The sequence below is a fragment of the Bowdeniella nasicola genome, from assembly GCF_900107735.1.
GTDB classification, from domain to species: Bacteria; Actinomycetota; Actinomycetes; order Actinomycetales; family Actinomycetaceae; genus Bowdeniella; species Bowdeniella massiliensis.
This window is the reverse complement of sequence record NZ_FNQV01000020.1, coordinates 1-26,843: the sequence shown is the minus strand read 5'-3', so window position 1 is coordinate 26,843 and position 26,843 is coordinate 1. Positions and strand designations below refer to the sequence as shown.

Annotated in this window: 23 protein-coding genes, 1 tRNA gene, 2 pseudogenes and 1 other annotated feature; of the genes and pseudogenes, 9 read left to right on the top strand and 17 right to left on the bottom strand. The window is 61.3% G+C overall.

All coding sequences use genetic code 11. From position 1 onward, the window contains the following. The 3 genes from BLU67_RS11575 to BLU67_RS12625 form a co-directional block, all read right to left on the bottom strand. Positions 1-373 (bottom strand): helix-turn-helix domain-containing protein (locus tag BLU67_RS11575; protein ID WP_143027433.1); only part of this gene is annotated, 373 nt, incomplete at its 3' end. A gap of 97 nt (positions 374-470) precedes the next feature. Then, positions 471-2,168 (bottom strand): hypothetical protein, encoded by a 1,698-nt coding sequence (locus tag BLU67_RS11570; protein WP_092566113.1) that lies wholly within the window; start codon positions 2,166-2,168, stop codon positions 471-473. A 572-nt stretch (positions 2,169-2,740) separates the two neighbouring features. Next, on the bottom strand, positions 2,741-3,025 hold the full coding sequence (locus BLU67_RS12625; RefSeq protein ID WP_261977115.1) for a hypothetical protein: 285 nt from the start codon (positions 3,023-3,025) through the stop codon (positions 2,741-2,743). Between BLU67_RS12625 and BLU67_RS12735 the strand changes: the two genes are divergently transcribed. Beyond that, the gene (locus tag BLU67_RS12735) at positions 2,942-3,466 is read left to right on the top strand and encodes a helix-turn-helix domain-containing protein (protein WP_410002427.1); all 525 of its coding nucleotides are present in this window, start codon (positions 2,942-2,944) and stop codon (positions 3,464-3,466) included. The two genes, BLU67_RS12625 and BLU67_RS12735, sit on opposite strands and share 84 nt — an antisense overlap. A gap of 67 nt (positions 3,467-3,533) precedes the next feature. On the opposite strand, the gene BLU67_RS11555 is transcribed toward BLU67_RS12735, so the two are convergent. The 6 genes from BLU67_RS11555 to BLU67_RS11530 all read right to left on the bottom strand — a co-directional run bounded on the left by BLU67_RS11555 (position 3,534) and on the right by BLU67_RS11530 (position 14,126). Beyond that, positions 3,534-6,194, bottom strand: coding sequence for a DEAD/DEAH box helicase (locus tag BLU67_RS11555; RefSeq protein ID WP_092566107.1), 2,661 nt, complete (start codon positions 6,192-6,194; stop codon positions 3,534-3,536). Then, complete coding sequence (locus BLU67_RS11550) at positions 6,191-7,180, bottom strand: HamA C-terminal domain-containing protein (RefSeq protein ID WP_092566105.1); 990 nt, start codon at positions 7,178-7,180, stop codon at positions 6,191-6,193. Before BLU67_RS11550 ends, BLU67_RS11555 begins: the two co-directional genes overlap by 4 nt. Next, a complete protein-coding gene (locus BLU67_RS11545; protein WP_092566103.1) occupies positions 7,180-10,221 on the bottom strand; it encodes a type I restriction endonuclease subunit R in 3,042 nt (1,013 codons plus the stop codon). Before BLU67_RS11545 ends, BLU67_RS11550 begins: the two co-directional genes overlap by 1 nt. Then, the gene (locus tag BLU67_RS11540; RefSeq protein ID WP_092566101.1) at positions 10,218-11,378 is read right to left on the bottom strand and encodes a restriction endonuclease subunit S; all 1,161 of its coding nucleotides are present in this window, start codon (positions 11,376-11,378) and stop codon (positions 10,218-10,220) included. The genes BLU67_RS11545 and BLU67_RS11540 overlap by 4 nt, the downstream gene beginning before the upstream one ends. Further along, positions 11,375-12,943, bottom strand: a complete 1,569-nt coding sequence (locus tag BLU67_RS11535) for a type I restriction-modification system subunit M (RefSeq protein ID WP_092566099.1) — start codon at positions 12,941-12,943, stop codon at positions 11,375-11,377. The genes BLU67_RS11540 and BLU67_RS11535 overlap by 4 nt, the downstream gene beginning before the upstream one ends. Positions 12,944-13,154: 211 nt before the next feature. Then, the gene (locus BLU67_RS11530; RefSeq protein ID WP_092566097.1) at positions 13,155-14,126 is read right to left on the bottom strand and encodes a hypothetical protein; all 972 of its coding nucleotides are present in this window, start codon (positions 14,124-14,126) and stop codon (positions 13,155-13,157) included. A gap of 134 nt (positions 14,127-14,260) precedes the next feature. On the opposite strand from BLU67_RS11530, the gene BLU67_RS11525 reads away from it, so the two are divergent. The 5 genes and pseudogenes from BLU67_RS11525 to BLU67_RS12730 all read left to right on the top strand — a co-directional run. Further along, positions 14,261-14,578 carry a hypothetical protein gene (locus BLU67_RS11525; RefSeq protein ID WP_092566095.1) on the top strand — a complete coding sequence of 106 codons (318 nt, stop codon included), beginning with the start codon at positions 14,261-14,263 and terminating at the stop codon, positions 14,576-14,578. Between the two features lie 221 nt (positions 14,579-14,799). Beyond that, positions 14,800-15,111: a recombinase family protein gene (locus BLU67_RS12655; protein ID WP_315971788.1), complete on the top strand. Its 312-nt coding sequence runs from the start codon at positions 14,800-14,802 to the stop codon at positions 15,109-15,111. Further along, positions 15,108-15,368: a hypothetical protein gene (locus tag BLU67_RS12650; RefSeq protein ID WP_315971787.1), complete on the top strand. Its 261-nt coding sequence runs from the start codon at positions 15,108-15,110 to the stop codon at positions 15,366-15,368. The genes BLU67_RS12655 and BLU67_RS12650 overlap by 4 nt, the downstream gene beginning before the upstream one ends. Positions 15,369-15,415: 47 nt before the next feature. Continuing rightward, positions 15,416-16,647, top strand: a protein-coding gene (locus tag BLU67_RS11515) for an IS3 family transposase (protein WP_092566093.1) whose coding sequence is annotated in 2 segments (ribosomal slippage) — positions 15,416-15,695 and positions 15,695-16,647 — 1,233 coding nt in all. Because the reading frame shifts where the segments join, the coding sequence is not laid out codon by codon here. Continuing rightward, positions 15,694-15,797, top strand: a sequence feature (AL1L pseudoknot). It overlaps the preceding gene by 104 nt. Before the next feature lie 96 nt (positions 16,648-16,743). After that, a pseudogene (locus BLU67_RS12730) lies at positions 16,744-17,010 on the top strand (recombinase family protein); the annotation flags it as partial. 694 nt (positions 17,011-17,704) lie between these two features. Here BLU67_RS12730 and BLU67_RS11500 read toward each other — a convergent pair. Next, positions 17,705-17,780 (bottom strand) — tRNA-Ala (locus tag BLU67_RS11500). A gap of 132 nt (positions 17,781-17,912) precedes the next feature. Between BLU67_RS11500 and BLU67_RS11495 the strand changes: the two genes are divergently transcribed. Further along, positions 17,913-18,074 (top strand): hypothetical protein, encoded by a 162-nt coding sequence (locus BLU67_RS11495; RefSeq protein WP_092566091.1) that lies wholly within the window; start codon positions 17,913-17,915, stop codon positions 18,072-18,074. 3 nt (positions 18,075-18,077) lie between these two features. On the opposite strand, the gene BLU67_RS11490 is transcribed toward BLU67_RS11495, so the two are convergent. From BLU67_RS11490 to BLU67_RS11475, 4 genes are read right to left on the bottom strand one after another with little or no spacing between them, the layout of a single operon-like run. Next, positions 18,078-19,079 (bottom strand): hypothetical protein, encoded by a 1,002-nt coding sequence (locus tag BLU67_RS11490; RefSeq protein ID WP_092566089.1) that lies wholly within the window; start codon positions 19,077-19,079, stop codon positions 18,078-18,080. 58 nt (positions 19,080-19,137) lie between these two features. Next, complete coding sequence (locus BLU67_RS11485) at positions 19,138-19,719, bottom strand: GNAT family N-acetyltransferase (protein WP_092566087.1); 582 nt, start codon at positions 19,717-19,719, stop codon at positions 19,138-19,140. Between the two features lie 2 nt (positions 19,720-19,721). Beyond that, positions 19,722-20,942, bottom strand: a complete 1,221-nt coding sequence (gene glp / locus BLU67_RS11480; RefSeq protein ID WP_092566085.1) for a molybdopterin molybdotransferase MoeA — start codon at positions 20,940-20,942, stop codon at positions 19,722-19,724. Next, the gene (locus tag BLU67_RS11475; RefSeq protein WP_092566083.1) at positions 20,942-21,901 is read right to left on the bottom strand and encodes a UTP--glucose-1-phosphate uridylyltransferase; all 960 of its coding nucleotides are present in this window, start codon (positions 21,899-21,901) and stop codon (positions 20,942-20,944) included. The genes glp and BLU67_RS11475 overlap by 1 nt, the downstream gene beginning before the upstream one ends. A gap of 89 nt (positions 21,902-21,990) precedes the next feature. Here BLU67_RS11475 and BLU67_RS11470 point away from each other — a divergent pair, with 89 nt between their 5' ends. Continuing rightward, complete coding sequence (locus BLU67_RS11470; RefSeq protein ID WP_092566081.1) at positions 21,991-22,665, top strand: 5-formyltetrahydrofolate cyclo-ligase; 675 nt, start codon at positions 21,991-21,993, stop codon at positions 22,663-22,665. Here BLU67_RS11470 and BLU67_RS11465 read toward each other — a convergent pair whose 3' ends face one another. Genes BLU67_RS11465 through BLU67_RS11455 form a run of 3 tightly spaced genes read right to left on the bottom strand, consistent with a single transcriptional unit; the run spans position 22,666 to position 26,493 of the window. Further along, entirely contained in the window at positions 22,666-24,258 is a 1,593-nt protein-coding gene (locus tag BLU67_RS11465) for a class I adenylate-forming enzyme family protein (protein ID WP_092566079.1), read from the bottom strand. It lies immediately after the preceding gene. Between the two features lie 2 nt (positions 24,259-24,260). Then, a complete protein-coding gene (locus BLU67_RS11460; RefSeq protein WP_092566077.1) occupies positions 24,261-25,409 on the bottom strand; it encodes a glycerate kinase in 1,149 nt (382 codons plus the stop codon). Between the two features lie 25 nt (positions 25,410-25,434). Beyond that, positions 25,435-26,493 carry an MFS transporter gene (locus BLU67_RS11455; protein WP_092566075.1) on the bottom strand — a complete coding sequence of 353 codons (1,059 nt, stop codon included), beginning with the start codon at positions 26,491-26,493 and terminating at the stop codon, positions 25,435-25,437. Positions 26,494-26,606: 113 nt separating this feature from the next. On the opposite strand from BLU67_RS11455, the pseudogene BLU67_RS11450 reads away from it, so the two are divergent. Further along, a pseudogene (locus BLU67_RS11450) lies at positions 26,607-26,843 on the top strand (ISL3 family transposase); the annotation flags it as partial.

Genomic DNA, 26,843 nt, shown 5'->3' with positions numbered 1-26,843 from the left:
GGATTGGTAAGCCTGTGGCCTGGTCGATGTGGTCAAGGCGTGGCATCCGGTATCGCTGGAGAACCCGGCCGACGGTCGAGCGCGGGATGCCGAGGTGGTAGCTGATGCGATGTGGCCCCCATCTGCGGTTGAAACGGAGCGAGAGGATGCGATGCTCACGCTTCTTTGGGAGCCGGTTTGGTGAGGTGCGCGGGCGGGAGGAACGGTCTGTGAGTGGCAGACCAGCGCGATAACGTGCCGCCCATTTCTGTGCGGTCGAGGGCGAGACTTGGAGCCGTTGGGCTGCGCGCCTGATTGGCCAGCCCTCGTCCACGATCAGGATGGCAAGACGGCGGAGTCCTTCGGGTGTAAGGGGTGCGTTAGCGTGGGACATGAAGACCTCCGGTGACTGGATGCGAGTGTGGTAACCCACATCCTGCCGGAGGTCTTCATCTCATCTCGACCGTTCGCAACGTCCCAAGGAAGTACAACTAGTCCTCGCCTGGCGAGAGTTGCGCCTGCCCCGATGGACCGTCGGTTCCGATCAGCTCGGGCGTTGTTGAACTTGCGAGATCGCGAATCAACGCCGCCAAATCGTCAATATCTTGCGGGTCAGCCCTCTGCGGGAACATTAATCGAAGATCGTCGTCCTTGGTCGTGACGGCAAGGGTTGGACGAACTTCATCGGGCCTCGCAGACGGCGGCCGGACGTACTTCACGTCGCTCAGTGAGTAGGACGCGTCGATCTCTCCGCGCTGAAGGAGGTCACGGGCGGAAGTCGCGATAATCCTGCGGTTGGTGACCGCTACAACGTCGGCGAGTTCAACCCCTGAAAGCAACGAACCGAATTTGCCGGCGGACCGCACTCCCCACGCGGCATCGACGCGCTTGGCTTGCACGGCCGGAACAACGCCGGATAGATCGCCACTACGGGCCACGTGAGTGAAGGCGAGCCCCCTCAACTCTTCGCCATCGTCGAGTTGCAATTGGAGGATCCGAAGATAGCGGTCCATCTCCAGTCCGTCGGGCGCACACTGCGCCTCCAGGTTGGTTGGCGTTTCAAAACGTATAGAGAGAGCATCGGCGAGGGGCTCAATAGCGGACAAGAGCTGAGCCGAGTTAAGCCGTGCTTGTCGCGCATCTCGGCTCCACTTCGACAACGAAAAAGCGGATGCCGAACCAAGCCCAGCGCTCAAACTCAAGCTCCGCACGAGCTGATCGACAAGCGCTCGAACATCGCGCAGCCCCTCTTGTAGCTCGTCGGGAACAGTCTTCGTGAGGTGATCAAAGACCTTCACCTCGTCGGGATCGTCGTGGCCACGAGTTCTGGCGAGCGCTACCCTCAGCGTTTGATACTCGCCAAAGGCCCGCAACGAAGTAAGCAAGGCGTAGGCGTCAAAGACGACGGCCTCACCATTCGCCTCGAAGTACTCTCGCCGCTCGCGTCCCTCGAGCCGATCAATCTCAGCGAGATGGTTGGCTGTATTGCGGCGGTAGAGCTTCACCTGCTGGCGCAGTGCCGCTCCGCTTGGTGAAATGGGATCCCAAATAGACTCCGTGACGGCGGAGATGGCACGCGCTTCTTTCGTGGCCTCATGAATGGCTTCCGCTAGCCCTTCCAGTTGTGACCATTGCTCGTGCCGGATCGCCTTCAAGGTATGCGTGGTCAGAGCGATGTTCGCCTGAACGACATGTGCGACTTCCGTGACTGCCGCTTGGACTGCAAGCATCGCCACTGCTGGACCGACGGAGGCAAGCTGGGCGGGTGATCGTGGTCCGAGCTTCATGAATCGCGCTTGCACGAAACCCTTCGCTGTCCTGATACTCGAGATGTTATATCCGTCCTTGACGGACAATTTCAGGCCTGCGTCGATCAACTTTTGGGTTTCCGGCGCGAGCTTGTACAGACCCTTGAGCCGCGCGGCAGTCTCCCAAGCGTTACCCAGCGCCGTCATTGAGGGGCCAATCGTTGCGAGGACGGATGACAGCTGAGACCTGTCGAGCTCGGGGAGAATATCTAGGTTGATCTCTGGCATCCCCACAGGCACGTCGCCGAAAATGGCCGCGACACCAGGAAGAACTTCGACCAAGACAGGCCTCTCATCGTGCGTCGCGGGCTCGAGCTCGGACTGATTCTCCGGCGTCGGCGCTGCTTCGCGCTCGTCGTCACTATCAGGGATGTCGCCCAACTCTGTTCTCCTTTGCAATCGAACTGCGGCGTTGCAGCCGTTCGATGTTGATTGACGACTATGGTCGGACTCATCTCTTGCCGCTACTAGTGAGCAGCTGCGAAAGGCTGTCTGACTTCAATAATGCCAGACCGCTACGACACTAATAACGTGCGGCCAGCCGCCAGAGCCAGGCTCAGGCGCTATACGGACTGGCAGCTCGAGGAGGCTGTCGGTCAAGGGATCGAAGCTGTACGCCCGATCCGCGACGAGACCAAAGCGCAGAGGTTAGGGCTGACCGTCTAAGCAATAGCGGGCGGCACTAGAGTGAATCGCCCCGGGTTTGGTGGAGGCTTGGTTGGCTGGATCCGACCTCGGTGAGGACGGGGTTCTCAGGGCGGTGCTTCTTGGGCTGGATGCCCAGCGGTTGGCCTCGAACTCGACCAGCGGGACGAGTCCGATCTCGCCGTGAAGGCGTCGGTGGTTGTACCAGTCGACGTACTCGGCGACGGCGATCTCGACGTCGCCGACGTTTCCAGCCGCCTGTGGGACGCATGACCGGGTTGCGGGTGCATTCGGCTTTGAACAGGGAGTTAGGCGCCTCGGCCATGGATCTTCCGGACACCGTCAACACCCAGGTTCGCTTTGTGAGCGATCTTGATGTTCACGGCCAGCTCGGCGTCCCAGATCGCGCGTGCCGTGAGCGGCCTGGTCTTGGCGGCGTAGTAGGGGCTGGGGGCGATCTGCACGCCGGCGTCCTTCAGCACGGCACAGATCGGCTCGACCCCGGACCGGTGACGGTGTTGGTTGATGTAGTCGACCAACACCAGCATCGATGCCCCGGCGCACGTCACCGCAGAAACAAATCTGCCTGCCATCAGGCGGGGCAAATTTCGGGCTTCTCATCTTACGTGGGACTGTTCTCCTCGCATGCAAACGAACTGCGAAAGGCGCATCGATCCCTTCGGCGCGTCGCGTGTCACGACCAAGACACCCCGACATGTGGAGCCAGGCGCAAGGCTCAGCGCCGACTCTCGGATGAACAGGTTCACCGAATCGCTGAGGGGTACACAGCGGGGAAGACGGTCTACGAACTGGCGGTGGAGTTCAGCTGCCACCGCGCTACGGTCAGCGCCGTTCTGAAGCGCCGAGGCGTTGCGCTGCGGCTTCAACCTGCCACGAAAGTGGAGGTCGAACGGATGATTGCGCTCTATCAGTCAGGACTCTCTCTCGCCGCAGTGGGCAAGAACCTCGGCATCAACGCGAGTACGGTCTTGAAGTATCTCCGGGCCAACGGCGTGCCGAAACGAAGCGCTTAACTCAAAGCCGAGAGTATCGCGCGGTACGCGCGAACTACACGCCAATATCAGGCTCCGCACGCAGACTTCAAAGGCGCATAGGTGGCGGCGACTTACGCAAGACGTTCTCAACCTCCGCTCGCAAATCACTATCCAGATCAGCAAGAGACATCAAGGCATCAACATCAACTGCGTCAAGCTCCTCGTCTGAGGTGAACGTTAAAAAATCCACATACTTGTCCAGCAGCTCGAGCGCAACGGCGCGAGAGAATCCGACCTCCTGAAGGTTGATTGCCCTGGGATCAGTAGTACCATATTCGACGAGCTTCGCGATGTTGACTCCGGCTCCCTGCGGACCGAGTACCTCGACGCTGAGATCGTGATAGTTCTCCAAATAGCTGATGATCTTGAACCGGAGGCCTGTCTCGAGATCCTTCATCATGCCCTCGATGATGATGTTGATGTGCTTCGGACTGCTTGGGTCAAACTTTTCTTCGATCGGGGCGTGAGAGCGTGAGTGGTCTATGTACTCGATCGTGCCTCGCTCCGCGTGGTAGGCGATCGTCCGTCTGATCACGAGTACGAGAGGGTCACCTTTGACCCAGTAAGACATCAGCATGGCCCAGTAGCGAACACGCTTCGTGTACCCAGGGTCAGTCGGTGGCACGAGTCGGTCGGATAGCCGACCGCGCGACTCTTCTTCGATCCAGTTGTAGAGGCTTCCAAGACGGTTCAGGATGCTTTCGAAGAGCTCATAGGTGAACTCCGTCGTGTCTGCAGGTACCAGAGCGCCTTCGGTGCCGTGTGTCAGGTGGTCCCAGACCTTGTCTTGGTACTTCGGCAGGATGCCCGGTGATCGACGCAGTACGTCGACGGAACCATCGAAATCTGAAGCCGACTTATCCAGGATTTTGGAGCCGTCCGGAACCTTCTCCATGAACAGTGTTCTTAGCGGCGTCTGCTGCTTACCAAGCAGATGCAGGAGCAGGATCGAGGAGTACTGCTCCGTGATCCGACGCTCATCGGCCGTTGTCGCCTTGGCGAGGGGCTTGCCCTGGAGCACCTTGGCGATGTCCGTGAATGGCTTTGTTCGCCTTCCGGGGTTGACGAGAAAGCTCTCCGCGGTGATCGGATCCCCGCGAGGGATGAGGTCGCGGGTACCGCCGCTCCATGCGTTGGATTCATGGCGTACGCAGATCACGTTGCCTGAGAAGTCGTAGGTAAGACGCCCGGCTCGGCCAGCCAGATTCTCAAAGTCGATCTTGCCGAACCCGGCAGAGCCGTGGGTGTCGTTTAGTACGAAGACGTTCTTCGCTGGAAGATTCACCCCTTCGAGCAGCGTTGAGGTGCAGGCAACGTACTGCAGCTTCGAGTGCGGGTCGGAGAACAACGCCTCCACCTTCTCGCGAACTTCCTGCGGCATCTTTCCATGATGAAAAGCAACGCCGTGCTTGAGGCTCGTCGCGAGGTAGTAGTCCTTATGGATATGCTCCTTGACGAACTTGATCAGCTTGTTGATCGCCTCGTCCTCGACCTCAGGAAGCGAGGCAGCGAGATCCATAGCGAAGTCGGCCGCCTTCGCCGAGCTGTTGATGTAGATGATCGACTTGCGGACGCCACTCAGCGATTTCACAAGCTCGATCGGGGTCCGAGCAGCCGGAGCCAGATCGAGTTCCTCCTGTTCGGCGTCTGAGGCCGAAAAGTAGTACTGCTTGCGATCGACAAGATCAACGAAGTAGCGCTGCTGGGCGACCGTGCGCTCCTGAACTGCCAGTGCACCGTTGGTGGCCTTGCCGAAAAGTTCCAGGAACAACCCCGGGTTCTTGATGCTCGGCGACGCGAAGATCAGCTTGGTCGCGAAGCGACGAGTCACCTCAACGATCGCGTGGTAATAAATCGATGAACGTGTGTCCTTCTTCGAGATCACCTTTTGGGCTTCGTCGACGATGAGGTAGTCGATGTCGCGCTTCGGGTCTGCCAAGTAGCGAAGGAGCCGTTCGGGTGTGAAGACAAAGATTGTTCGCGGGTACGTCTGTCGAAGGAATCGTGGGAGCGACGGGAACGTCGCGACGTTGACTTCGGGAACGTCCTTGAGCAGTGCGCGCAGGTCTGCGGCCGTCTGTCCGATGAGCGCTTTGGTGGGAACGAGTACTACAACGCAGTGCTCGTTGAGATCAGAGCGCTGCACAATGTCGTAGATCGCGTCCTTGAGGATGAACGACTTACCGAGTGATGTAGGGCCAGAGAAGCTGAAGTAGTCTTCTCCGCGCATTCGCTCCGTGATGAGGTACTGGGTGTCGGTGAGCGTCTTTTCGCCGTGCTTCGTTGCCTGCACGACTTCCTTTGCTGCGCGCAAGATGCCTCGTGAGGTGGGAAGGGAATACTCCACCTGCGAGTTGTTCGTGAGCGTCCGCAATCCTGGAAAGTTCCCCAGCTCAACCAATACGGCCGATGCGATCGCTGCTACGCGGTTCGCAGCTCGCTCAGAGAGCCCAACCAGCTCCTGGTACTCGCGGAGGAGCGCGATCAGGGTGTAGGCGACTTCGCGGTACTGCTCGCTCGTCGAATGCGACAGGATATCCGCGTAGCGAAGGAGCCGATCAACTTGTTCATCTGCCAGGGAAGCAGATGGGCTACCGGTAAGGAATGCTCCGGTGACACCCGCCTCGAGAGCCGCCAGATCGGCCTTGTAGGAGGCCCGCGCAAGTATTCGATCGCCGAGTACGTCTGCCGCAATACGCCCAGTCATTTCTTCGGCACCTCACGGTTGCCTAGCTGCGCAGCTAGCTCCATTCGTACCTTCTCGATCCCAGGCGCGTTCTTCCCATTACCTCGCTTCGCGAAGGGTATGGCGTAAATATGGAAGGGATAGACTCCGAGTCCTCGGTTCGCGATCTCTGTTCGGATCAGATCATGCTCCGCCGCGATAGCTTTGACGGCTCGCTTCTTGAGTTCGGTTTCGATGTCGTTGAGCTCCATGTTTTCTGACTTGATGTCCGAGACGTCGACTTCATACCCGACAAAGATCCCGAAGGCGTTGTGCTTCTTGATGCCGCTTCCACCATCAGAGGGCAGGATAATCGCAGACAGCGCCTCAAGCTTCTCCGGGTCGAGCTGCTCTTTGAGAAGTTCAGAGTCCACGAGCCAGGTGTCGAAGTCGAATCCCTCCTGATGCACCTTGCCGATAGATCCGAACGCAGCCTTGATACCGCGCTTGACGCTTGACCCGAGTGTCCCGGCGTCGCCGTACATCTTTGACTCCCCGAAGATAAGCTGGTAGCTGCCGTCGTCTACGCGAAGTAAATGCACGCCGTCTGAGCCGTGCACGTAGTGGTCGCTGCTCGTCTTCAGCTCCATTTTCGACAGCACCTTCGGAGCGCCGAGATGCCCTTCGAGAAGCGAGTAGAGGATGACCTCGCCGCCCTCGCCCGAGGTCTTCTCGGGCTTGCGAAACTGCGACTGCACTTTGCTTGCGACCTCCATCATCAGGCTCGGGTCATCCAGCACCTTCTGGTAGTTGAGACGCGAAAGCACATATGCGGCACTGTTGCCTTTGAGTTCTCGGTAGAGCCCCGGGAGGTCGAAGTCTCCGTTTTTCACTCGGAGGATGTGCAGGTGGAGGTTGGTCTTGGTCTGAAGTGCAGTGCTCGTAGGCTCGTAGAAGAGCGCCATGAACTTGTCGCGGTTCTTAGCGAGAAGCGAGAGAGGCAGTATCGGCTCCGGCGCTTCAGACATCAGTCGCAACCTCCGGCGCTCAGCCCAAAGAACCGTTCAAAGAACGCGGCGAGCTTCTGGATCACGCGTTGCTTTTTCTCGCCGTGGCCGCCGTCAGCGGAAAACCGCGAGACCGGCGGCAGTACCTTCGTGATCGCGGTGCCGCTGGTGCGGATCTGTCCGTCGCGGAACGAGGTCTCGATGAAGACGCGGGTCTCGTCTGCGCGGAGGTTCTCCTCGTTGATGAGCGTCTCGAGTTCGGCCTCGCGCTTGGCGGCGATGAACGCACGCCATTCTTGGTCGATCTCACCATCCACGGAGAGGGAGTCGACGAAGTCTTCGATGAGGTCTTTCTTGTTGCGCAGGGTCGGGCTGGCGTCGACGGCTCGTGTGATCTCGGCGCGGATCTCTTTGTCGTCACCGTCGCCGCGTTCGTCGCGGTACTTCTGCACGAGCATGAGGATGTAGTCGACGTTGATCTCGACCTGTTTGATCAGCTCGATCTCGAAGACTACGTCGTCGTTGATCTGTTCCTTGTCAGCGTCCTTGTCCTTGCGGAACTCGGCATACAGATCGAGGTAGACGCTGCGGTAATCCTGGCCTTGACGGTCGGTCAGCAGGGCGGAGCCGTCGAACTCGTCGAAAGAGGTCAGGATGTTCTGCAGGCGCAGGATCGCACCGAACAGCTGGATGAACTCCTTCTGTGCGGCCTCGCTGATGATCGGCTCACCGAGGGGGAAGGTACTGAACAGTTCGGTGACCTTCTCGGCGTAGTCGTTGTAGTACTCGCTGTACGGCTTGAGAAGCACCACACCGCGAGCGTCCTTGTTTCCGAACAACGCGATTGCGTCGTTGGTCTCTTCTTCGAGGTCGCGGAAGCTGACGATGTTGCCATAGGTCTTCACCGAGTTGAGGATGCGGTTGGTGCGTGAGTACGCCTGGATGAGCCCGTGCGCGCGCAGGTTCTTGTCGACGAACAGGGTGTTCATCGTGGTCGCGTCAAAGCCGGTGAGGAACATGTTTACGACGATGACCAGGTCGATCTCGCGGGTCTTGAGCTTGAGCGAGAGGTCTTTGTAGTAGTTCTGGAACCGGTCGGCGGAGGTGTCGAACGACGTGCCAAACATGTCGTTGTAGTCCTGGATCGCATCTTCCAGGAACGACCGCGTGTCCATACTCAGCGCACCGGTGTCGAAGCCCTCTTCATCGAGCGCGCCATCTTCGAAAGCATCGTTAGCACCGTACGAGTAGATAAGACCGATCTTCAGTCGCTTGTCTGATGGCAGGCCTTCCTGCTGCAGTTGGAAGTGGTTGTAGTACGTTCGGGCGGCATCGATGGATGCGGTCGCGAACAGCGCGTTGAAGCCACGCACGCGGCGCTCCCCGAGCGTGTAGTGCTCAGCACGTTTGGTCTTCTGATCGAAGTGCTCGAGCGTGTACTTCACGATCTCGCTGATTCGCTCCGGTGCGAGGAGCGCCTTTTCGGTGTCAATCGCCGAGACCTGCTTGTCGATGACGTTGCCAACCTTGATGGTGTTGACGTAGTCGATCCGGAAGGGAAGCACGTTTTTGTCGGTGATTGCATCGACGATCGTGTACGTGTGCAGCTTCTCGCCGAACGCCTGCTCGGTGGTCTTGAGCTGCGGGTTCCCGCCGCTGCCGGAGTTTGCCGCGAAGATCGGGGTGCCGGTGAAGCCGAAGAGGTTGTAGCGCTTGAACGCCTTCGTGATCGCGGTGTGCATGTCGCCGAACTGGGAACGGTGGCACTCGTCAAAGATGATCACGACATGCCCGTCGTAGATCGCATGCCCCTTGTTCGCGGCGATAAAGGTCGAGAGCTTCTGGATCGTCGTGATGATGATCCGCGCACCCGGGTCTTCGAGCTGCTTCTTGAGCACCTTGGTCGAGGTGTTGGAGTTCGCCGCACCTTTCTCGAAACGGTCATACTCACGCATCGTCTGGTAGTCGAGGTCTTTGCGGTCCACGACGAACAGTACCTTGTCGACGCTCGGGAGCTTCGACGCGAGCTGCGCGGCCTTGAACGAGGTCAGGGTCTTACCGGATCCGGTGGTGTGCCACACGTATCCGCCCGCGGCAACAGTGCCGAGGGTCTTGTAGTTGGTGGAAATCTCGATCTTCTGCAGGATCCGCTCGGTCGCGACGATCTGGTAAGGGCGCATCACGAGCAACATCCGGTCGGCGGTCAGCACGCAGTACTTCGTCAGGATGTTCAGCAGCGAGTGCTTAGCGAAGAACGTCCTCGCGAACGCCGACAGATCCTGGATCGGCTTATTCTGCGCATCCGCCCACCACGAGGTGAACTCGAAACTGTTCGACGTCTTCCGCACCCGCTTGGAACCAGCCGCCTCACTCAGGTGCTGTCGACGTGTGGTGTTGGAGTAGTACTTGGTGAGCGTGCCGTTCGAAATCACGAACAACTGCACGTACTCGAAGAGCCCGGAGCCTGCCCAGAAGCTGTCGCGCTGGTAGCGGTCGACCTGGTTGAAAGCCTCACGGATATCCACGCCGCGACGCTTCAGCTCGATGTGGCCCATCGGCAGACCGTTCACGAGGATCGTCACGTCGTAGCGGTTCGAGCGAGCAGAGCCGCCCTCGCCCTGACCGATCTCGTACTGGTTGACCACCTGCAGCCGGTTGTTGTGAATGTTCTGCTTATCGATCAGCAGGATGTTCTTCACCGAACCGTCATCACGCTTCAGCAGCTGAACGTGATCCTCCTGGATCCGTACCGTCTTCTCGACGATGCCGTCGTTCGCGCCCGCGATCCGCTCCGAGAAGAACTGCTCCCACTCAGCATCGGAGAACGTCACCGAGTTCAGAGCTTCCAGCTGTGTGCGGAGGTTCGCGACGAGCTGCGCTTCCGAAGTGATCGGCAGATACTCGTACGCCTGCGACTCAAGCAGCCGGATCAGCTCACGCTCAAGCTCCGCCTCCGACTGATACGACGACGCACCCACTACGTCAGGGATGTACTCGGCAACAACCGTGCTCTCGCTCGAAACAGCAATCGGATCATACTTCCGTGGAGCAACGTCACTCATGCCGCAGCCTCCTCGAAGGTCAAAAGCTTGTCCCGGTAGTACTCATACTGCTTGCGGCGCGCGGCAAGCTCAGCAGGAAGACCAATGCTCAGGTCGTTTACGAGGGCATCGAAGCGATCAAGTTGCGAGACGATGCGTTCCTGTGTCTCGATGGGCGGGATCGGGATCCGAAGGCGCTTAAATCCACTCATATCAACCGAGGCGAAACTCGAGGTCGAAGTGTTGTTGCGGCACCATTCGTCAATCACAAAACCGTAGTAGTACAGAAATTTCTTATCAAATCGGTCCGCGTACTCCGATTTAGGCCAGACCGCAGTGAACCTCTGATTTGACATGAAAGGAACGGTAATCAGGGCATGTTCGCCGATCGTGGCCGAGGTTGCAAATATGAGCGATCCAGCCGGGAAGAGCCGTCCGCCCTTAACTGCTTTCTCAGGGATCCGTTGGAGCGCGTGATCAAGAACCCGGCCATTCTCACGAATATCTTCCATGCGAAACCAGGGAACAACGCCGTTTGACCAGTTCGTCGGGTCCGACTTCGGTGGCGTATATCCGTTACGAGTCTCGAAAGCTTCAGAAAGCTCCACGGCTTCAACCTCTTCGAGGTCGAACGCTAATAGTCCTCCGCGATAATGCTCATACTGCCGCCGTCGGGCTTCCAGCTCCGCTTCCAGCTCCGCTTCCAGCTCCGCTTCCAGCTGAGTGAACTGGTCCAATACTCGCACGATCTCCCGCTGCACCTCGAGAGGCGGCACAGGAATACGCAATAAATTCAGAACAGTCTGTGTTTGACTCGGAACACCGCCAGCTTGGTTCATCTCCCCGAGCTTCATTGTGAGCAGCTGGTGATAAACGAACTTCGGTTCAACCTGGGATAAGTCGATCTCGGTTCGAAAAATGGTGTCGATGACCCAGAACGGCCCCTCGACATAGAAGATGTTGCCGAGAGATCCTTTGCGGGGAATCAGCACCGACGGACCTTCCGCTGCGGCAGTATCGACGTAGCGCATGATCCCACCGCTGCCGTAGACAGGGATGTCGCCATCCCCCAGCGGCTTGTGGTCTTTGCCGTTCTTGATCCGCAGTAGTTCGCCCAGCGTCTTGAATTCGACGCCGTTCGGACAGTGTTGCGCCATCAGGTCGTCGATGCGACTCACTTCGTGCCCTCCAAGTCGGCGACGATCTCGTCGATGGAGGTGCGGAGTTCGGCTTGACGGGCGACGATCCGTGCGATCTCGGCGTTCAGTTCGGTGATGTCAATGGCTTCGCGGGTGTCTTCTTGCTCGACGTAGGAGGACACGGCGATGTTGTAGTCGTTGGCCGCGATGTCTTCGTTCGACACAAGCGTCGCGACATGATCAACGCTCTCTCGGGTGGTGAAGGTGTCGAGGATGTGCTGCTGGTTGGCTTCGGTGAGTTTGTTCTTGTTGCCGGTGCGTGTGAACTCGGCGGATGCGTCGATGAAGAGTACTGAGTTGTCGGTCTTGGATTTCTTGAGCACGATGATGCAGGTCGCGATGGTGGTGCCGAAGAACAGGTCCGGCGGCAGCTGGATGACGGCATCCACATAGTTGTTGTCGATGAGATATTTGCGGATCTTCCGTTCCGCGCCGCCGCGGTAGAGCACACCCGGGAACTCGACGATCGCGGCGGTGCCGTTGACGGCCAGCCACGAGAGGATGTGCATCGTGAAGGCGAGGTCGGCTTTTGACTTCGGTGCGAGCACTCCTGCTGGTGCGAAGCGCGGGTCGTTGATCAGCAGCGGGTTCGCGTCGCCGTCCCACTTGATCGAGTACGGCGGGTTGGAGACGATCGCCTCGAAGGGTTCGTCGTCCCAGTGGGCGGGGTCGATGAGGGTGTCGCCGTGGGCGAGGTTGAACTTCTCGTAGTTCACGTCGTGCAGGAACATGTTGATCCTGGCGAGGTTGTAGGTGGTCAGGTTGATCTCCTGGCCGTAGAAGCCCTGGCGGACGTTGTCTTTGCCGAGGACTTTCGCGAACTTCAGCAGTAGCGAGCCTGATCCGACCGCGGGATCGTAGACCTTGTTCACGCTCTTTTTACCGACCACGGTGATGCGAGCAAGGAGTTCGGAGACTTCCTGGGGCGTGTAGTATTCGCCGCCGGACTTGCCCGCGCTGGAGGCGTACATCTGCATGAGGTACTCGTAGGCGTCGCCGAACAGGTCGATCGAGTTGTCTTCGAAGTTCCCCAGTGGCAGGTCGCCGATCGCGTCGAGCAGCTTGACGAGTTTCTCGTTGCGCTTGGCGACGGTGTTGCCGAGTTTGGAACTGTTGACATCGAGATCGTCGAACAGGCCTTTGAGGTCGTCTTCGGCGTCGGTGCCGACGGCGGAGCCTTCGATGTTCTTGAAGACCCGTGCGAGGGTTTCGTTGAGGTTCGCGTCATTCGCGGCACGCTTACGGACGTTCTGGAACAGCTCGGACGGGAGGATGTAGAAGCCCTTCTCCTCCACGGTCTCCTTGCGGCCGAACTCAGCTTGTGCGTCGCCGAGCTGGGCGTAGTCGAAGCTCGGGTCGCCTGCTTCGCGTTCGCTCTTGTTGATGTAGGCGGTGAGGTTCTCGGAGATGAACCGGTAGAAGAGCATGCCGAGCACGTAGGACTTGAAGTCCCAGCCGTCGACGGAGCCGCGGAGGTCGTTCGCGATGCGCCAGATCGTCTTGTGCAGTTCGGCGCGCTGTCCTTCTTTGGTGGTCGGTGCCATGTGGTTCATCTCCTGCGCCTCGGGCGCGTCTTAAGTTATGGTTGCGGGTTAACCTCACCGTAGCGCCGGGCACTGACATCGGTCGGGTGCCATGCGCGGCATGAGCGTGAGCTTGATGCAGCCGGGAGCATGTGTCGCGTCGACCGGGCGCTGCGATCTACCTGTGATTATCTCATGACCTGGCTTTTTCGAGAAGACCCTGCGGCCTCGGTCAGGCGTCCCAGCTCCAGGCGAAGCCGTTGAAGAGGCCGCCGTGGACGTCACGCAGAGTGAGGGTCGCGGTGCCGCGGGCGTCAAGCTGGACGCCGTTGTACTCGTTGGCTGCGTGCGGGCGGGCAAACGGGCTCGCTCCCTCGAACTTCCAGATACTGGCGGGCCGTTCCCCGATGAACCCCACGCGGATCGTGAACAGCAGTGAGCGGTGGTGGAGCGCCCGGCTGGCGAGAGTCACTGGCTCCGGTTCGCTGCCGTCTTCGGGCGGTGTGATGCGGAAGCGCAGGTCGTAGCGTGTCCGGTCTTGCATCGGCTCGGTCGCCGTGCGGGCGGTGTTGAGGTGCCAGAAGTGGTCGTTCCAGCCCGCGCCGTCGACCGGGCGGGTGTTGACCTTGAAGTCGCCCTTGTTGCTCGGGGTCACGACGCCGGGATAGGAGCGGCCGATGGTGACGTAGTCGAGTTCGCCTGCCGTGTTCGCGAACCGGTAGTGCTCGTAGGTGGCTTGCCAGCGTCTGTTCTCGACGACGATGAGGGTGCTGGTCTCTTCGTAGATGATGCCGCCGTGCATCTCGGGCACGTCGAGCACGAGTGGTGCCTGCGCGTAGCGGCCGGTGACGAGACGGGAGTGCAGTGCCTTGAGCGCTGCGGTCTCTCGTGTGCGAACGGTGTCGACTTTCCGTCCGATCTTGTCGCCGTGGATCTGTCGCCTTTGCATCAGCTCGGGTATGTGCTGCGTGTCGGGGCTGAGCGCGAACACGTCGAGCAGCAGGTCTGCTTGCTCGCCGGGCAGGGTGTGGATCGCGGAGATGAAGCGGTGCCGGAGGCGTTCGAAGCTGTCCTCGAGGAAGCCGCGGAGGAGTTCGTCGACGATCCCAGCCTGGGCGAGGCGACGTTGAGCGAAGCCCTCGCGTTTGGTCAGCCAGGCGAGCTGCTGGTGAAGGGTGGCGACATCGTCTTCATCGAGTCTCACGCCATCACCTCCGCCTCGCGCCCGTGTTCGCTTCCAACTTTATTCCGAGTTTCAGAGTGCCCTCGGGCGAGTTTCTACGGTCGAAGTGTCCCGGAAATCCGGGGCGGTTCTCTTCAATCGGAAGGACATGCAACATGTCGAGCAATCAGGTGGTGCCGCTGTTCGGTGGGCACACGACCCAGCAGGGGCAGAAGATCACGGGAAGCCTGGTGCGTCAGACCAAGCGTGAGGTGGAGCAGGTTGCTGCGTCCACGGAGATCGCGGCGGTGCGGGAGCAGGGGCACGCGTTCCTGGCGTCGCAGGCGATGACGAATGTCGCGACGCTGGTGGCGCAGGCGGAGGCGCAGATGAAGATCGCCCCGGCTGGTGCGCAGTTCTATGAGGCGATCCCGCCGGATACGCCATCGGTGCGGGCCACCGCATCGCTCGGGGCCTGTGATGGAATCCCTTGACGCGATCGCGGTTGCCTCGGGAGTCGTTCTCCTGGTCGCGATTACCGCCTTCGTCGCATTGTGTGTGGTCGAAGTGTTGTGGGACGAGTACGAGGCGTGGCAGGAGCGTCGTCGTGCACGGATCGAGGCGGAGCTGAACGCGAAGTCCGAGCAGCTCCGGCAGACGATTCTCTCCCTCGCCGACGCAAGCGGAACGCGGCGGCAGGGAGGAAGGCTTCTCGATCCCGGCGCAGCGCGACGCGAACAAGAAGAAGGCTCAAGCCGTCGGTGCGATGGTCGTCAAAGAGTTCGTCGAGCGTGGCGTCTCCGGCACCTCCACCAACCGCCCCGCGCTCCAAGAGATGCTGCGCTACCTCGAAGCCGAGCAAGGCAACATCGATTACGTCATCGTGCACAAGCTGGACCGTCTCGCACGCAACCGCGCCGACGACGTCACCCTTAACCAGCGGTTCAGCGAACTCGGCATCCGGCTCATCTCCACCAGCGAGAACATCGACCAGACCCCGGCGGCATCCTCCTCCACGGCATCATGAGCTCGATCGCCGAGTTCTACTCCCGCAACCTCGCCAACGAAGTCATCAAAGGCATGAGCGAAAAGGTCAAGAACGGCGGCTCCGTCAGCCGTGCACCGATCGGCTACCTCAACACCCGCACCATCGAAAACGGCCGCGAGAACCGCACCGTCACCGTCGACGAGCACCGCGCGCCACTGGTCACCTGGGCGTTCAACGCCTACGCCACCGGCGAGCACTCCGTACGCACCCTCACCAAAGAACTCGTCCGGCGATGAAGCGCCTTGGGTTTCGTTCCGACCTACTTCCTCAAGGAGGTCGGATCATGCCCCAGAAGTACACCCCCGAGTTCAAGGCAAGAGCCCTGAAGCTCATCGAAGAACGCGTCCGCGCCGAGCAGTGCTCCGCCTGGGTCACCTGCACTGCCGTCGGCGAAGCCCTTGGCGGGATCTCCCCACACACCCTGCGGAACTGGTGGAAGCAAGATCGCGTCGATCACGGTGAAGCCCCAGGGCTCAGCACCGCTGAAGCCGAGGAGATCAAGAAGCTGCGCCGGGAGAACCTCGAGCTGCGCCGCGCGAACGAGATCCTGCGCAAAGCCTCAGCTTTTTTCGCAGCGGAGCTCGACCGCCCCACGACGAGATGATCGCGTTCATCGACGAACACCGCGATCAGTTCGGGGTCGAGGCCATCTGCCGCACCCTTCGTGCGACGGAATGTGGGTTCATCACCTCCCGCGGCTACCGCGCCGCGAAGACACGACCCAGGTCTTCGAGAACGCTGCGGGACGAGATCCTCGTGGAGGAACTCCGCCGGATCCACGCGGAGAACTACAGCGTCTACGGCGTCCGAAAGATGCACCACGCGATGGCCCGCGCCGGGTGGGAGATCGGCCGGGACCAGGTCGCCCGACTGATGAAGCTCGCCGGCGTGGAAGGGGTGCGGCGCGGACGTAAGCCGATCACCACGAGGCCAACAGGCGAGCTGGATGCCCGCCCAGATCTGGTCGAGCGCCGCTTCACCGCGGAAGGCCCGCACCAGCTCTGGGTCGCAGACATCACCTACGTGCGCACGATCTCGGGGTTCTGCTACGTCGCTTTCATCACCGACGTGTACTCCCGGCGGATCGTGGGATGGGCGGTCTCGGGCAGCCTTCATACCGCGGGGCTGCCGTTGCTCGCCCTGGAGCACGCCCTCGTGAGCACCGGTGCAAGCCGTGGCCGCCAAGGCCTGGTGCACCACTCGGATCGCGGCAGCCAGTACGTTAGCTTGGCGTACTCGGACGCGCTCATCACCGCCGGGGTGACGGCTTCGGTAGGCACCGTGGGCGACTCCTACGACAACGCCCTGGCCGAGACCGTGAACGGGCTCTACAAGGCCGAGCTCATCCAATCCAAGCGGATCTGGGAGTCCGTCGAGGCGGTCGAACTGGCCACCATGGGGTGGGCGCACTGGTGGAACACCGCCCGCCTCCACGAGACCCTCGGCTACCGCACTCCCGCAGAGGTCGAGGCCGCCTACACTCACGATCAGGATTCAGCGCCCGTTGCGTCCTGACCTCGGAACGAAACCCAGGGCGCTTCACGAGGACTGACAACAGTACCCACCGCGCGGCTCGTGGAGAAGCCGGTCGAGATCCGTCACGTCCACTCGATGCTCACCAACATCTACTACACCGGCATCACCACGTTCAAAGGCGTCGAGTACCCCGGTAGCCACACCCCGCTCATCGACCGCGAAACCTTCGAGAAGGTCCAGACAATCCTGAAAGAGAAGATCAACGGGGAACGGTCGATCAAGCACGACCACTACCTCAAGTCCACGATCTACTGCGGGCACTGCGGATTCCGCATGGTCGTCCAGGTCGTCAAGAACCGTCACGGCGAAACCTACCCGTACTACTCCTGCCTCGGACGACACTCCAAGCGCACCGACTGCACCCTCCGCTCCATCCAGATCGAACACGCCGAAGACCTGATCCACGATCTCTACGACCGCATCAGTCTCGCGCCCGAGTTTCGCCGCGACCTCGAAACACTCCTCCGGCACGGACTGAAGCAGCTTCGCACCGACACCGACCTCGAGCGAGAACAACTCGAGGCCACGAAGCAGACCATCGAGCGTCGCCAACGCAAGCTCCTCGAAGCCCACTACAACGACGCGATCCCCATCGACATGCTCCGCACCGAGCAGAAACGCCTCGACACCGAACTGGCCGCCACCAACCGCAGCCTCAGCAACCTCACCGCCGACCTCGGCGAAGCCGACGAACTCATCAGCATCGCACTCGACATCGCCCAGCACGCCGGAAACACCTACCGGCAAGCCCCCGAGCACATCCGCCGCATGTTCAACCAGCTCCTCTTCGACAAACTCCTCGTCACCACCGACGACAACGGCCAGCACCACGTCGAGGGAACCTCCCGGGCACCATTCGACGTCATCTACAGCCCAGACACCCGAGCACTCGTCGACGAGGCACGACACGCACAGCACGACGCCACCCCCGACAGCACGGGGCAAACGAAAGAGCCCGCCGAAACCGGCGGGCTCTCCCTGGACGTACTGTCCGATCAGTTCATTGCTCTTGTCGAGGGTTCGAGTAAGAGCATCGTGGTGGAGCTAAGGGGATTCGAACCCCTGACCTTCTCATTGCGAACGAGACGCGCTACCAACTGCGCCATAGCCCCGGGACCTCTAGTTTAACGCTGGTGGGCGCGCCTGCCAAAATCTTCTTTCCGTGCAACGGCTCACGCTTCACCCCCCATACCCCTAGGGGTATATAGTGGTGCTAACGAAACCTCGAGCAAGGAGAACTCAACATGTGCCGTGCGGTGACGTGCAAGAAGTGTGGCAAGACGACGTGGGCCGGCTGCGGCCAGCACGTGGATCAGGTGATGCGTAACGTCCCGAACGCGGACCGTTGCGAGGGACACGAGGGCGAACCCTCGACGGGCTTCTTCGCCAAACTGTTCGGGCGCTAAGTCCTACTCCCCCGCGACGCGGCGGCGCGCGAGCGCCGAATCGATATCGAACGCGGGCGCTTCGTACGCCTCTTCGGCCTCGGCCGGGGAGGCGTTCAGCATGCTGGCGCGCACGGGGCGCATCGGCACGCGTGCGGCCTTCTCGGCGCTGGGCAGGACATCGGCGTCGGGCGTGATTGCGGGGCGCGGGGCGCTCGCCTTGAGCGTGTAGCTCGGAGCGGGAATGGCGATGGGGTCCCACTGCACGTCGGCGACAATCGCCTCGGGTACCTCGCGGGCCTCGACGACCGGCGCGGCTTCCACAACCGAGGGCGCTTCGGCCTCGTCCTCGACCTCATCCTCGACCTCAACGGGCGCAGCGGCGTGCTTGGGCGCGGCGGGCGCCTCGACGTCATCGGCGGGTGAGGTATTCGGGATGGGCTCGGCGACCTCGTCGCGCAGGTTCATCTGGCGCAGGCGGCGCTCGAGCTGCGCGATCGATTTGCGAGCTTGCAGGTCGGCTCGGCGGTAGGAGGCGGCGACGCGGCGGCCGGCCTCCAACACGGCGATAAGGGCGCCGCCGGGGATGAGGGCCCACGCGGCCGACAGGTTCGTCGTCAGGCCAATGACAAGGAGCGTGAGAGTCAGGGCCAGCAGCGTGCCGGCGAGGATCTGGCGGCGCTTGACGGCGGCGGCACGCTCGGCGATCTGGGCGGCGTGCTTGGCGCGGGCAGCCGAAATATCGCGCGCGGTCATGCGGGCGGCGACCGGGGCGGTCGGGCGTTTCATTTCACGTGCCTCCGTGCGTCTCTTGGCCGATACCGGATCAAGAACCGGGCCGCGCACACTGCGAGCGAGCGTGACGGGGGTACCCTCGGCGGTGACGTTCAGGACCCGCATGTGCGGGGAGAACCTATCGTCCGCCGTGGACTCCGCCAGCACCGCCCGGCGTTGCACCGCCTGGGGGATCAGGTAGAGCAGGACGATCGCCACCAGGAGTGCAAAGACCGCTGATGACAATGACATTCCCACGCCTCAACCGTACGGTGGGGCCGCGCAAGGAGACCGAAGGCCCTGCGGCGTGTCAGGCAATAGCGGCGATTAGTCCGCCTTTGGGGCGGTCCTCGGCGAGCATCGCGAAGCGGCGGTGGTCGCGCCAGTCGCCGTCGATGAATAGCAGGCCGCGGGCGCGCCCCTCCTCGGGGAAGCCCAGCTTCTCAACGACCCGCAGCGAGGGCGTGTTTTCCGGGCGGACGTTGATCTCCACGCGGTGGATGCCGAGCTCGTCGAAGAGGTAATCGCACGTGAGGGCGACGGCGCGCGGCATGTAGCCGCGCCCGGCATAGGCCTTGGAGATCCAATAGCCGATGACCGCCGTGCGCGCCGGGCCGTACGTGATGGGGCTGGCCATGACCTGCCCGGCGAAGGCGTCATCGCCGATTTCCAGCACGAGCGGCAGGGCGGTGCCGAGGCGTCCCTGTTTGCGGAAGCCGCGCGCCCAGGCCCGAAAGGACTGGCTCTCTTGACCGTACGGATCGGCGACGTCCCACGGCGCGAGCCAGTCTTCGCTCGCCTTGCGGGCCTTCGCCCAGGCTCGCTCGTCGCGGGCGCGGACGGGGCGGAGCGTGAGATCGCCGTGGGTGAGAATGGTGGGCCAGACGTGCATGGTTAGCCGTCGACCAGCATGCAAACCAGATCGTCGCCGGCTTTCACGTCGGTCGTCGTCTCGGGCACGACGGCATAGGCATTGGCGCGGGCAAGCTCGGAGATGAGCAGCGCCGCGGGGTTGCCGAGCACCTCAGCGCGGTAGGCGCCAGGCTCGCCGGTCACACGCACGCGGACGAACTCCCGCTTGCCGGAGACCGAGTAGAAGCCCTGCGCCGCCTTGGCGCGCACGGTGCGGCGGTAGACCTGCTGGTAGCCGGCCATCGAACGGATGGCCGGGCGCACGAACGCCTCGAACGCCACCTGTACGGCGACGGGATCGCCCGGCAGGCAGAAGATCGGCACGGCGTAGTTCTCCTCCCCCAGCTGGCCGACGCCGAACTGGCGGCCGGGCCACATCGCGACCTGGTCAAAGCGCACCTTGCCGAGCGGGGAGAGGACCTCCTTGACGGTGTCGTCCTGGCCGTAGGAGAGGCCCCCCGTCGTGATGATGAGGTCGGCGCGCACGAGCTGGTCGGTGATCATTTGGCGCAGCGCCGCGCGCTCGTCGGTCACGGCGGGCACGCGGTAGGTCATCGCGCCCGCGTCCTGGGCGGCGCAGGCGAGCGCGTGGGAGTTCGCGTCGTAGACCTGGCCGGGCGTGCGCGGGCGGCCCGGCTCGACGAGCTCATCACCGATCGAGACGATGACGACGCGCGGGCGCGGATGCACGCGCACTCTGCCGCGCCCGACGGCGGCGAGCAGCGCGATCTGCGGGGCGCCGATGCGAGTACCCTTGGTCAGCACGACCTCACCCTCGGCCATATCCTCGGCCTGGGCGCGCACGTTCTCCCCCGCCGAGGAGGCCGAACGAATCTGCACGCGCGCCTCGCCGTGGTCCGTGAACTCCACGGGCACCACGGCGTCCGCGCCGATCGGCAGCGGTGCGCCGGAGGCGATGCGCACGGCGGTGTTCGCCACGAGGTGGATGCGCTCAGCGCTACCCGCACGCACATCGTCGACGACCGGCAGCTCGACGGGCGCGGCGGGGCGGGCCTGCGCAATATCGGCGCTCGCGACGGCATACCCGTCGAGCAGCGCCGCATCAACGAACGGGTGGTCCTGGCTGGCGGTGACGTCCTCGGCCAGCACGCAGCCCATCGCATCGGGCAGCACGACCTCGAGGTCGGGCACGATCCCGACGGCCTCGAGGCTCGCGTGGACATGTTCGGCGACGGTGCGCATTAGTCCGCGAACCCGGAGGTGATCCGCACCTCGGGCACCTCATAGTCCGCGACGAACTCGCGTAGCCACGCCACGAAATCCTCACCGAGGTCATCGCGGTCCGCGCCGATCTGCACGATCGCCTTCAGGTAGTCGAGCTTCGCGCCCGTGTCGTAGCGGCGGCCCCGGAAGACGACGCCGTAGACGCCGCCACCGGCGTCCTTGTCCATCTCGGCGAGCTCCATGAGCGCGTCGGTCAGCTGAATCTCGCCGCCCTTGCCTGGCTTGGTCCGATCCAGCACGTCGAAGACGGCCGGCGAGAGGACGTAGCGCCCAATGATCGCGAGGTTCGAGGGCGCATCCTCGACCGCGGGCTTTTCTACCGCGCTGATCACGCGCACGACGTCATCGCCGCGGCCGGCCTCCGGAGCGGGCTCGACGACGGCCGCACCATAGGCCGAGATCTGCTCGGGCTCAACCTCCAGCAGCGCGATGACCGAGCCGCCGACCTTTTCCTGCACGTCGATCATGACCGAGAGCAGCTCATCGCGCGGATCGGTGAAATCATCGCCCAGCAGCACGGCGAACGGCTCATTGCCGACGTGATCACGCCCCTGCGCGACGGCGTGTCCGAGCCCCTTGGCCTCACCCTGGCGCACGACGTGAACGTGCCCGAGGTTGGCGCTCGCCTCAATCGAGGCCAGCAGCGCGTCCTTGCCGTCGGCCTTCAGGGTGCGCGCGAGCTCGAGGTTGTCATCGAAGTGGTCGATGATCGCGTCCTTGCCGCGGTTGGAAATGAGCAATACGTCGTCAAGGCCGGCCTTTGCAGCCTCTTCGACGACGTACTGGATGGCGGGCCGGTCGACGACGGTGATCATTTCCTTCGGGATCGCCTTTGATGCGGGAAGGAGCCGGGTGCCAAGTCCAGCGACGGGGATGACGGCCTTGCGAGCGCGGGTGACGGGAGCTTTTTCAGACATATCTTGAGATTAGCGCCTTTGACCGCGCCGCGGTTCGCCTCAGGGCGGAACCGGTGGTCGCGCTCGCGGGGAGGTGGGACGATAGGACTATGACCGGCACGACACCACTTCCCGATGTCCAGGGCCTCGAAGATGAGGAAGCGAAGCGGCTGCTGCGGACCCACGTTCGCGCCATACGGGCGCAGCATTCACCCAAAGATCGCGCCCGCGAGGCGCACATGTTCGCCCAGCACGGCGAAGAAGCCGTCGCCGATGTGCGAACCGTCGCCGCCTACGTTTCCGAGCCCGGCGAACCCGACACCTCCCAGCTCCTAGGCGCCCTGTCCGGCCGCGGGGTGCGCATCCTGCTGCCCGTCCTCGGGCCGGGCCTTGCCCGCGCCTGGGCCTACTACCGTGGCGAGGATGACCTGCAGCGCCGGGCGCCCGGTCGGCCTCCGGAGCCGAGCGGCCCGATCCTGCCCGCCGACGCCATCCGCGACGCCGAAGCGATCATCACGCCGGGCCTCGCCGTCGACGGTCTTGGCACCCGGCTCGGGCAGGGCGCCGGTTGGTATGACCGCATGCTCGCGCTCATCGAGCCCGACGTTCCCACCTTCACGATGGTTTTCGAGCACGAGGTGCTGCGCGATTACCTGCTGCCACGGGCCGAATTCGATATTCCGATCAAGGCCGTCATCACGCCGAGCGAATGGTTCCTGCTCGAGGGCAGCCCCATCAACAAGGCCGCGCGGGCGCTCGCTGAGTCGGCCGCGCTCGCCCGCTAGCTACTCCCGCGGCTCGAACAACTCTCGAATCGCTGTCTTGTCAACCTTGAGATTCGGGGTCATGGGGATTTCGTCAACGACACGGATTTGCTGCGGTATTTGGTAACGGGCCAGACGCTCGCTAAGCACCTTGATGATGCCGGCTTCATTTAAAGGATTGGTTCCGTCCTCGGTAATGACAGCAGCGGGCTCCTCTCCATAAATCGAGTGCGGCACGCCCACGACTGCCGCGTCGGCAACTCCGGGTACACGGCGGAGTTCTTCCTCAACATCGATACACCAGACCTTCTCGCCGCCACGATTAACCATGTCCTTTGAGCGATCGACAATAAAGACGTAGCCGTCATCGGTTGCGTACCCTATGTCCCCCGTGTTCAGCCATCCCTCGGGAGTCAAAGCGTCCGTAGTTATAGCGTCATAACGCCTCAGGATATTCGTGCCATAGAGCCAGACTTCCCCCCGTTCACCCGATGGCACTTCCTCGCCAGCATCATCGCGGATGGAGAGTCTCAGGCCCGGAATGGGCCAGCCTGAGGATCCACAATGCGCGCTTTTTGCTGCGTCTCCTGGAAAGATCAAGCCCGGGGACGTTGTCTCGGTCAGCCCGTATATCGTCCGAAACTGGACATCCGGGAGCCAAGCATGCAACTCCTGAATTCTCGTTACGGGCATGTGTGCAGCCCCGCAAGCGAACGCTCGAAGACTGGGTAGATGTGGATACTGCTTCGATTTGCCTAACAGTAGAGCGAATACCGTGGGTGAGGCGTGAATGAAGGTAATACTCTCATCTCGAACAGTTGCAAGCACTCGATCAGCGTCAAACCTGCGATGCAAGAAGAGACGACCTCCGATATGGATGAACAGCCCCAAGAGGGCCACAAGTCCTGTGATGTGATAAATCGGGATCGGGATAATGCTGGAGTCGTCGGGACCCAGGTCCAGGATCCGCTGATACGCAACAATGGCGTGACCAACGTTGCGATTGGTGAGCAGAACTCCTTTACTACGAGCGGTGGTTCCAGAGGTGTACATCAGGATGCAGTCAGCATCTCTGTCGCTCACGGGATCACGAAGCTGCCTCGATACGTCAGTATCACCCGATCCCAGGCTTACTTTCCCTTCCTCAACCCAGCGGACGATTCCTACCCTGTTGACGCACTTCATGGACTCGAAACGCCGTTCCGCAATGATCATTTGGACGCCGGACATCGTGAGCAACGCTTCGATCTCAGGCTCTTTGTGTTTTGTCGGAATCGGGACGACAACGATGCCGCTTCGACTCGCCGCGTAAAGTGCCACAGCAAACTCGACACTGGTGTCAAGCAACAGACCGACTCGGTCCCCAGGACGAAGGAGTGATTGAAGCTCTAATGCGAATCGATCCGTGCGCTGCTTAAGCCCCCTAAAGGTGACGGAACGTCCCCTGTCAGTTACAAGCGCCACTGCGTCCGGCGAGCGACGCGATGTGGCATTGAGGGATGCGTAAAAATTGGCCGGGGCGTCTTCAAATACCTGAACACTGCGACCGTGGGTGCAAACCTGCTTCATGCCCCCAGTGATGGCTCCGTCCCAAAAATCGTATCCGTCAATCATCTCTAGTATTCCTTGAGCATCTTCGCTAGCTGAAGAAGTTGGCACGTTGTCATTACCGCTTTTTCTAGGTTCGAGCTACCTTCACGCAACGCTGTAGGAAGATCAGATACCCCGCGGATGATTGGAATGACTGCTTGTATCCCGGGAGGGGGATTTTCTTCAACCACGTCATCTACCCGTCCGGCGAAAGCGACAGTTGGAACCCCGAAGCTAGATGCACGCTTTGCGATCTGACTGGGGACTTTTCCTGAAGCAGTTTGGGAATCCAAACTACCTTCCCCAGTGAAAACCACATCAGCGTCAGACAGGTGTGCATTGAGCCCTACTGCATCCATCATCAGCTCGGATCCCGACTCAAGGGTCGACCGACCGAAGGCGAGGAAAGCGGCTCCCAAGCCTCCGGCAGCCCCGGCGCCAGGGACATCACGAACCTGACGTCCGACGAGCGGTTCAACCACATCTGCCCAACGCCGCAATGCCAGATCCAACGTCGCAACAGTTTCTGAGTCGGCACCTTTCTGGGGTCCAAAGACAGCACTCGCTCCGTCGGCTCCCAGCAGAGGGTTATTGACATCGCAAGCGATTCGGAACCTTACAGCAGCGAAACGCTGATCGAAGCCAGTGAGATCGATGGACGTCAACGACGAAAGTGCCGCCCCGCCGTCGCATAGTTCATTTCCGTCCCTATCGAGGAAGCGAGCTCCCAGAGCGCTGAGCATTCCAGTACCCGCGTCGTTTGTAGCACTACCGCCAAGGCCCACAATGATCGTCTCGACCTCGTGATCGAGTGCTGCTCGAATGAGGTCTCCAACTCCGCGGGTAGACGCGATCGCTGGATCCCTGAGAGATGGCTCTACCTTCTCAATCCCACAAGCTGCGGCGACTTCAATGACCGCAGTTTTCTGGTCCTCTATGACGCCAATTCTCCCGAGAGAGGGCCGTCCTAGAGCATCGGTGCACTTTACATCGAGCAGAGTGCCGCCAAGCGCTTCCGCAAGCGTGACGCATGTGCCTTCACCGCCATCAGCCATAGGCAGCCGAATCACCTGCGCCCCGGGCAAAGCGCGAGCGATTCCTCGTTCCATTGAGCGGGCCGCTTCAGAGGCGGTCATCGATTCCTTAAACGAGTCCGGGGCGCAGATGATCAGCATTAGTAATCCTTGGAAATGGTTAGAATCAGGCGTTCGGAGTGGTCTCAGTTTCAGATTCCCGTCGAGAACCCCGTAGACCCCAGGCCAAGGCGCCACCGGCCACTGTCAGCACGATGATGAACCAAAGTCCTGCCAGGGGGTTGCCAGTTGATGTCTCCAACGAGCCCATAATTGTGGGGCCCAGGAATCCACCAAAGAGTCCGAAGGTGTTAACTAACGCAATTCCGGCTGCGACCGCAGCACCGGTGAGTCGTCGCCCAGGGAATGTAAAGAGCATTGACTGAATGACAAAGAACCAGAATGCGGCAAAACAGAATCCAAATACAGCCAGCCAGAGGTTACCTCCAGACAATGCAGCGATCACAAGGCCTATAGCGACAGACCAGAGTCCCCCGGAGACCATGGCTTTCTGCTTCATTAAGGTCGTACCAAATTTGGGCATGATCACAGACCCAATTGCTGCGGCGATCCATGGAACGGCGGTAATCAGCCCAATGGTCACAGTCGTCATGTCTTTGTCAAAAGCGTTGATCATTGCCGGCAGGAAGTAGCTAAGTGAATACACCGCCACCTGATGGGTGAAGTAGACCGCGATGACAAGCCAAATAATCGGATCCTTGGCAACGGGGAGCAGGCTACGGAACCCATGAGCTTCTTGTCCGACGCCGTCGTCTTCTGCAGCAAGTTGCTCTTCGAGCAGCTCCTTGTCCTCGTTATTCAGCCACTTAGCATCTCGCGGCCTGTCGGGAAGCCAGAACCAAACTAGGAAAGCAAGTACGACAGCCGGCAGGCCTTCGATAACGAACATCCACTGCCAACCGTGGAATCCTAAAAGGCCATCCATTTGCAACAGGAGACCACCAAGCGGCGCTCCAATGATATTCGCTAGCGAAACACCTAGGAGGAATAGTCCAATAGCGCGTGCTCTATCACGGCGAGGGAACCAATAGGTGATGTAGAGAATCATTCCAGGGTAGAGCCCCGCCTCCGCAGCACCCAGCAAAACCCGCAGAATGTAGAAGGACCAATCGTTCCACACGATCGCCATCATCATCGAGATGATGCCCCACGTAATCAGGCTCATCACATTTGAGGGTGTAGAGGCGGGGTGATCACGGCGGCGCGTCGGTCCGCGGATGAGGGTCGAGGCCTCCCGAAGATGGAAGTTCTCACACTCATCATCCGGAAGACCTCGACGTGCCTCACGCTACCTTCACGCGCCCCAACCTGACCACGTTCACCCGCCTCGACGAGCTCGGCCTGGAGGTCGTCGGCCAACAGATCGAGCCGAAGCGGGCCGTGTTGGCCTGCCGGGTCGTTGAGCCGGACCAGTGGTGCCGGCGGTGCGGCTGCGAGGGAACGCCACGTGGCACCGTGGTGCGTCGTCTGGCGCACGAGCCGTTCGGCTGGCGACCCACCATCTTGCTCGTCACC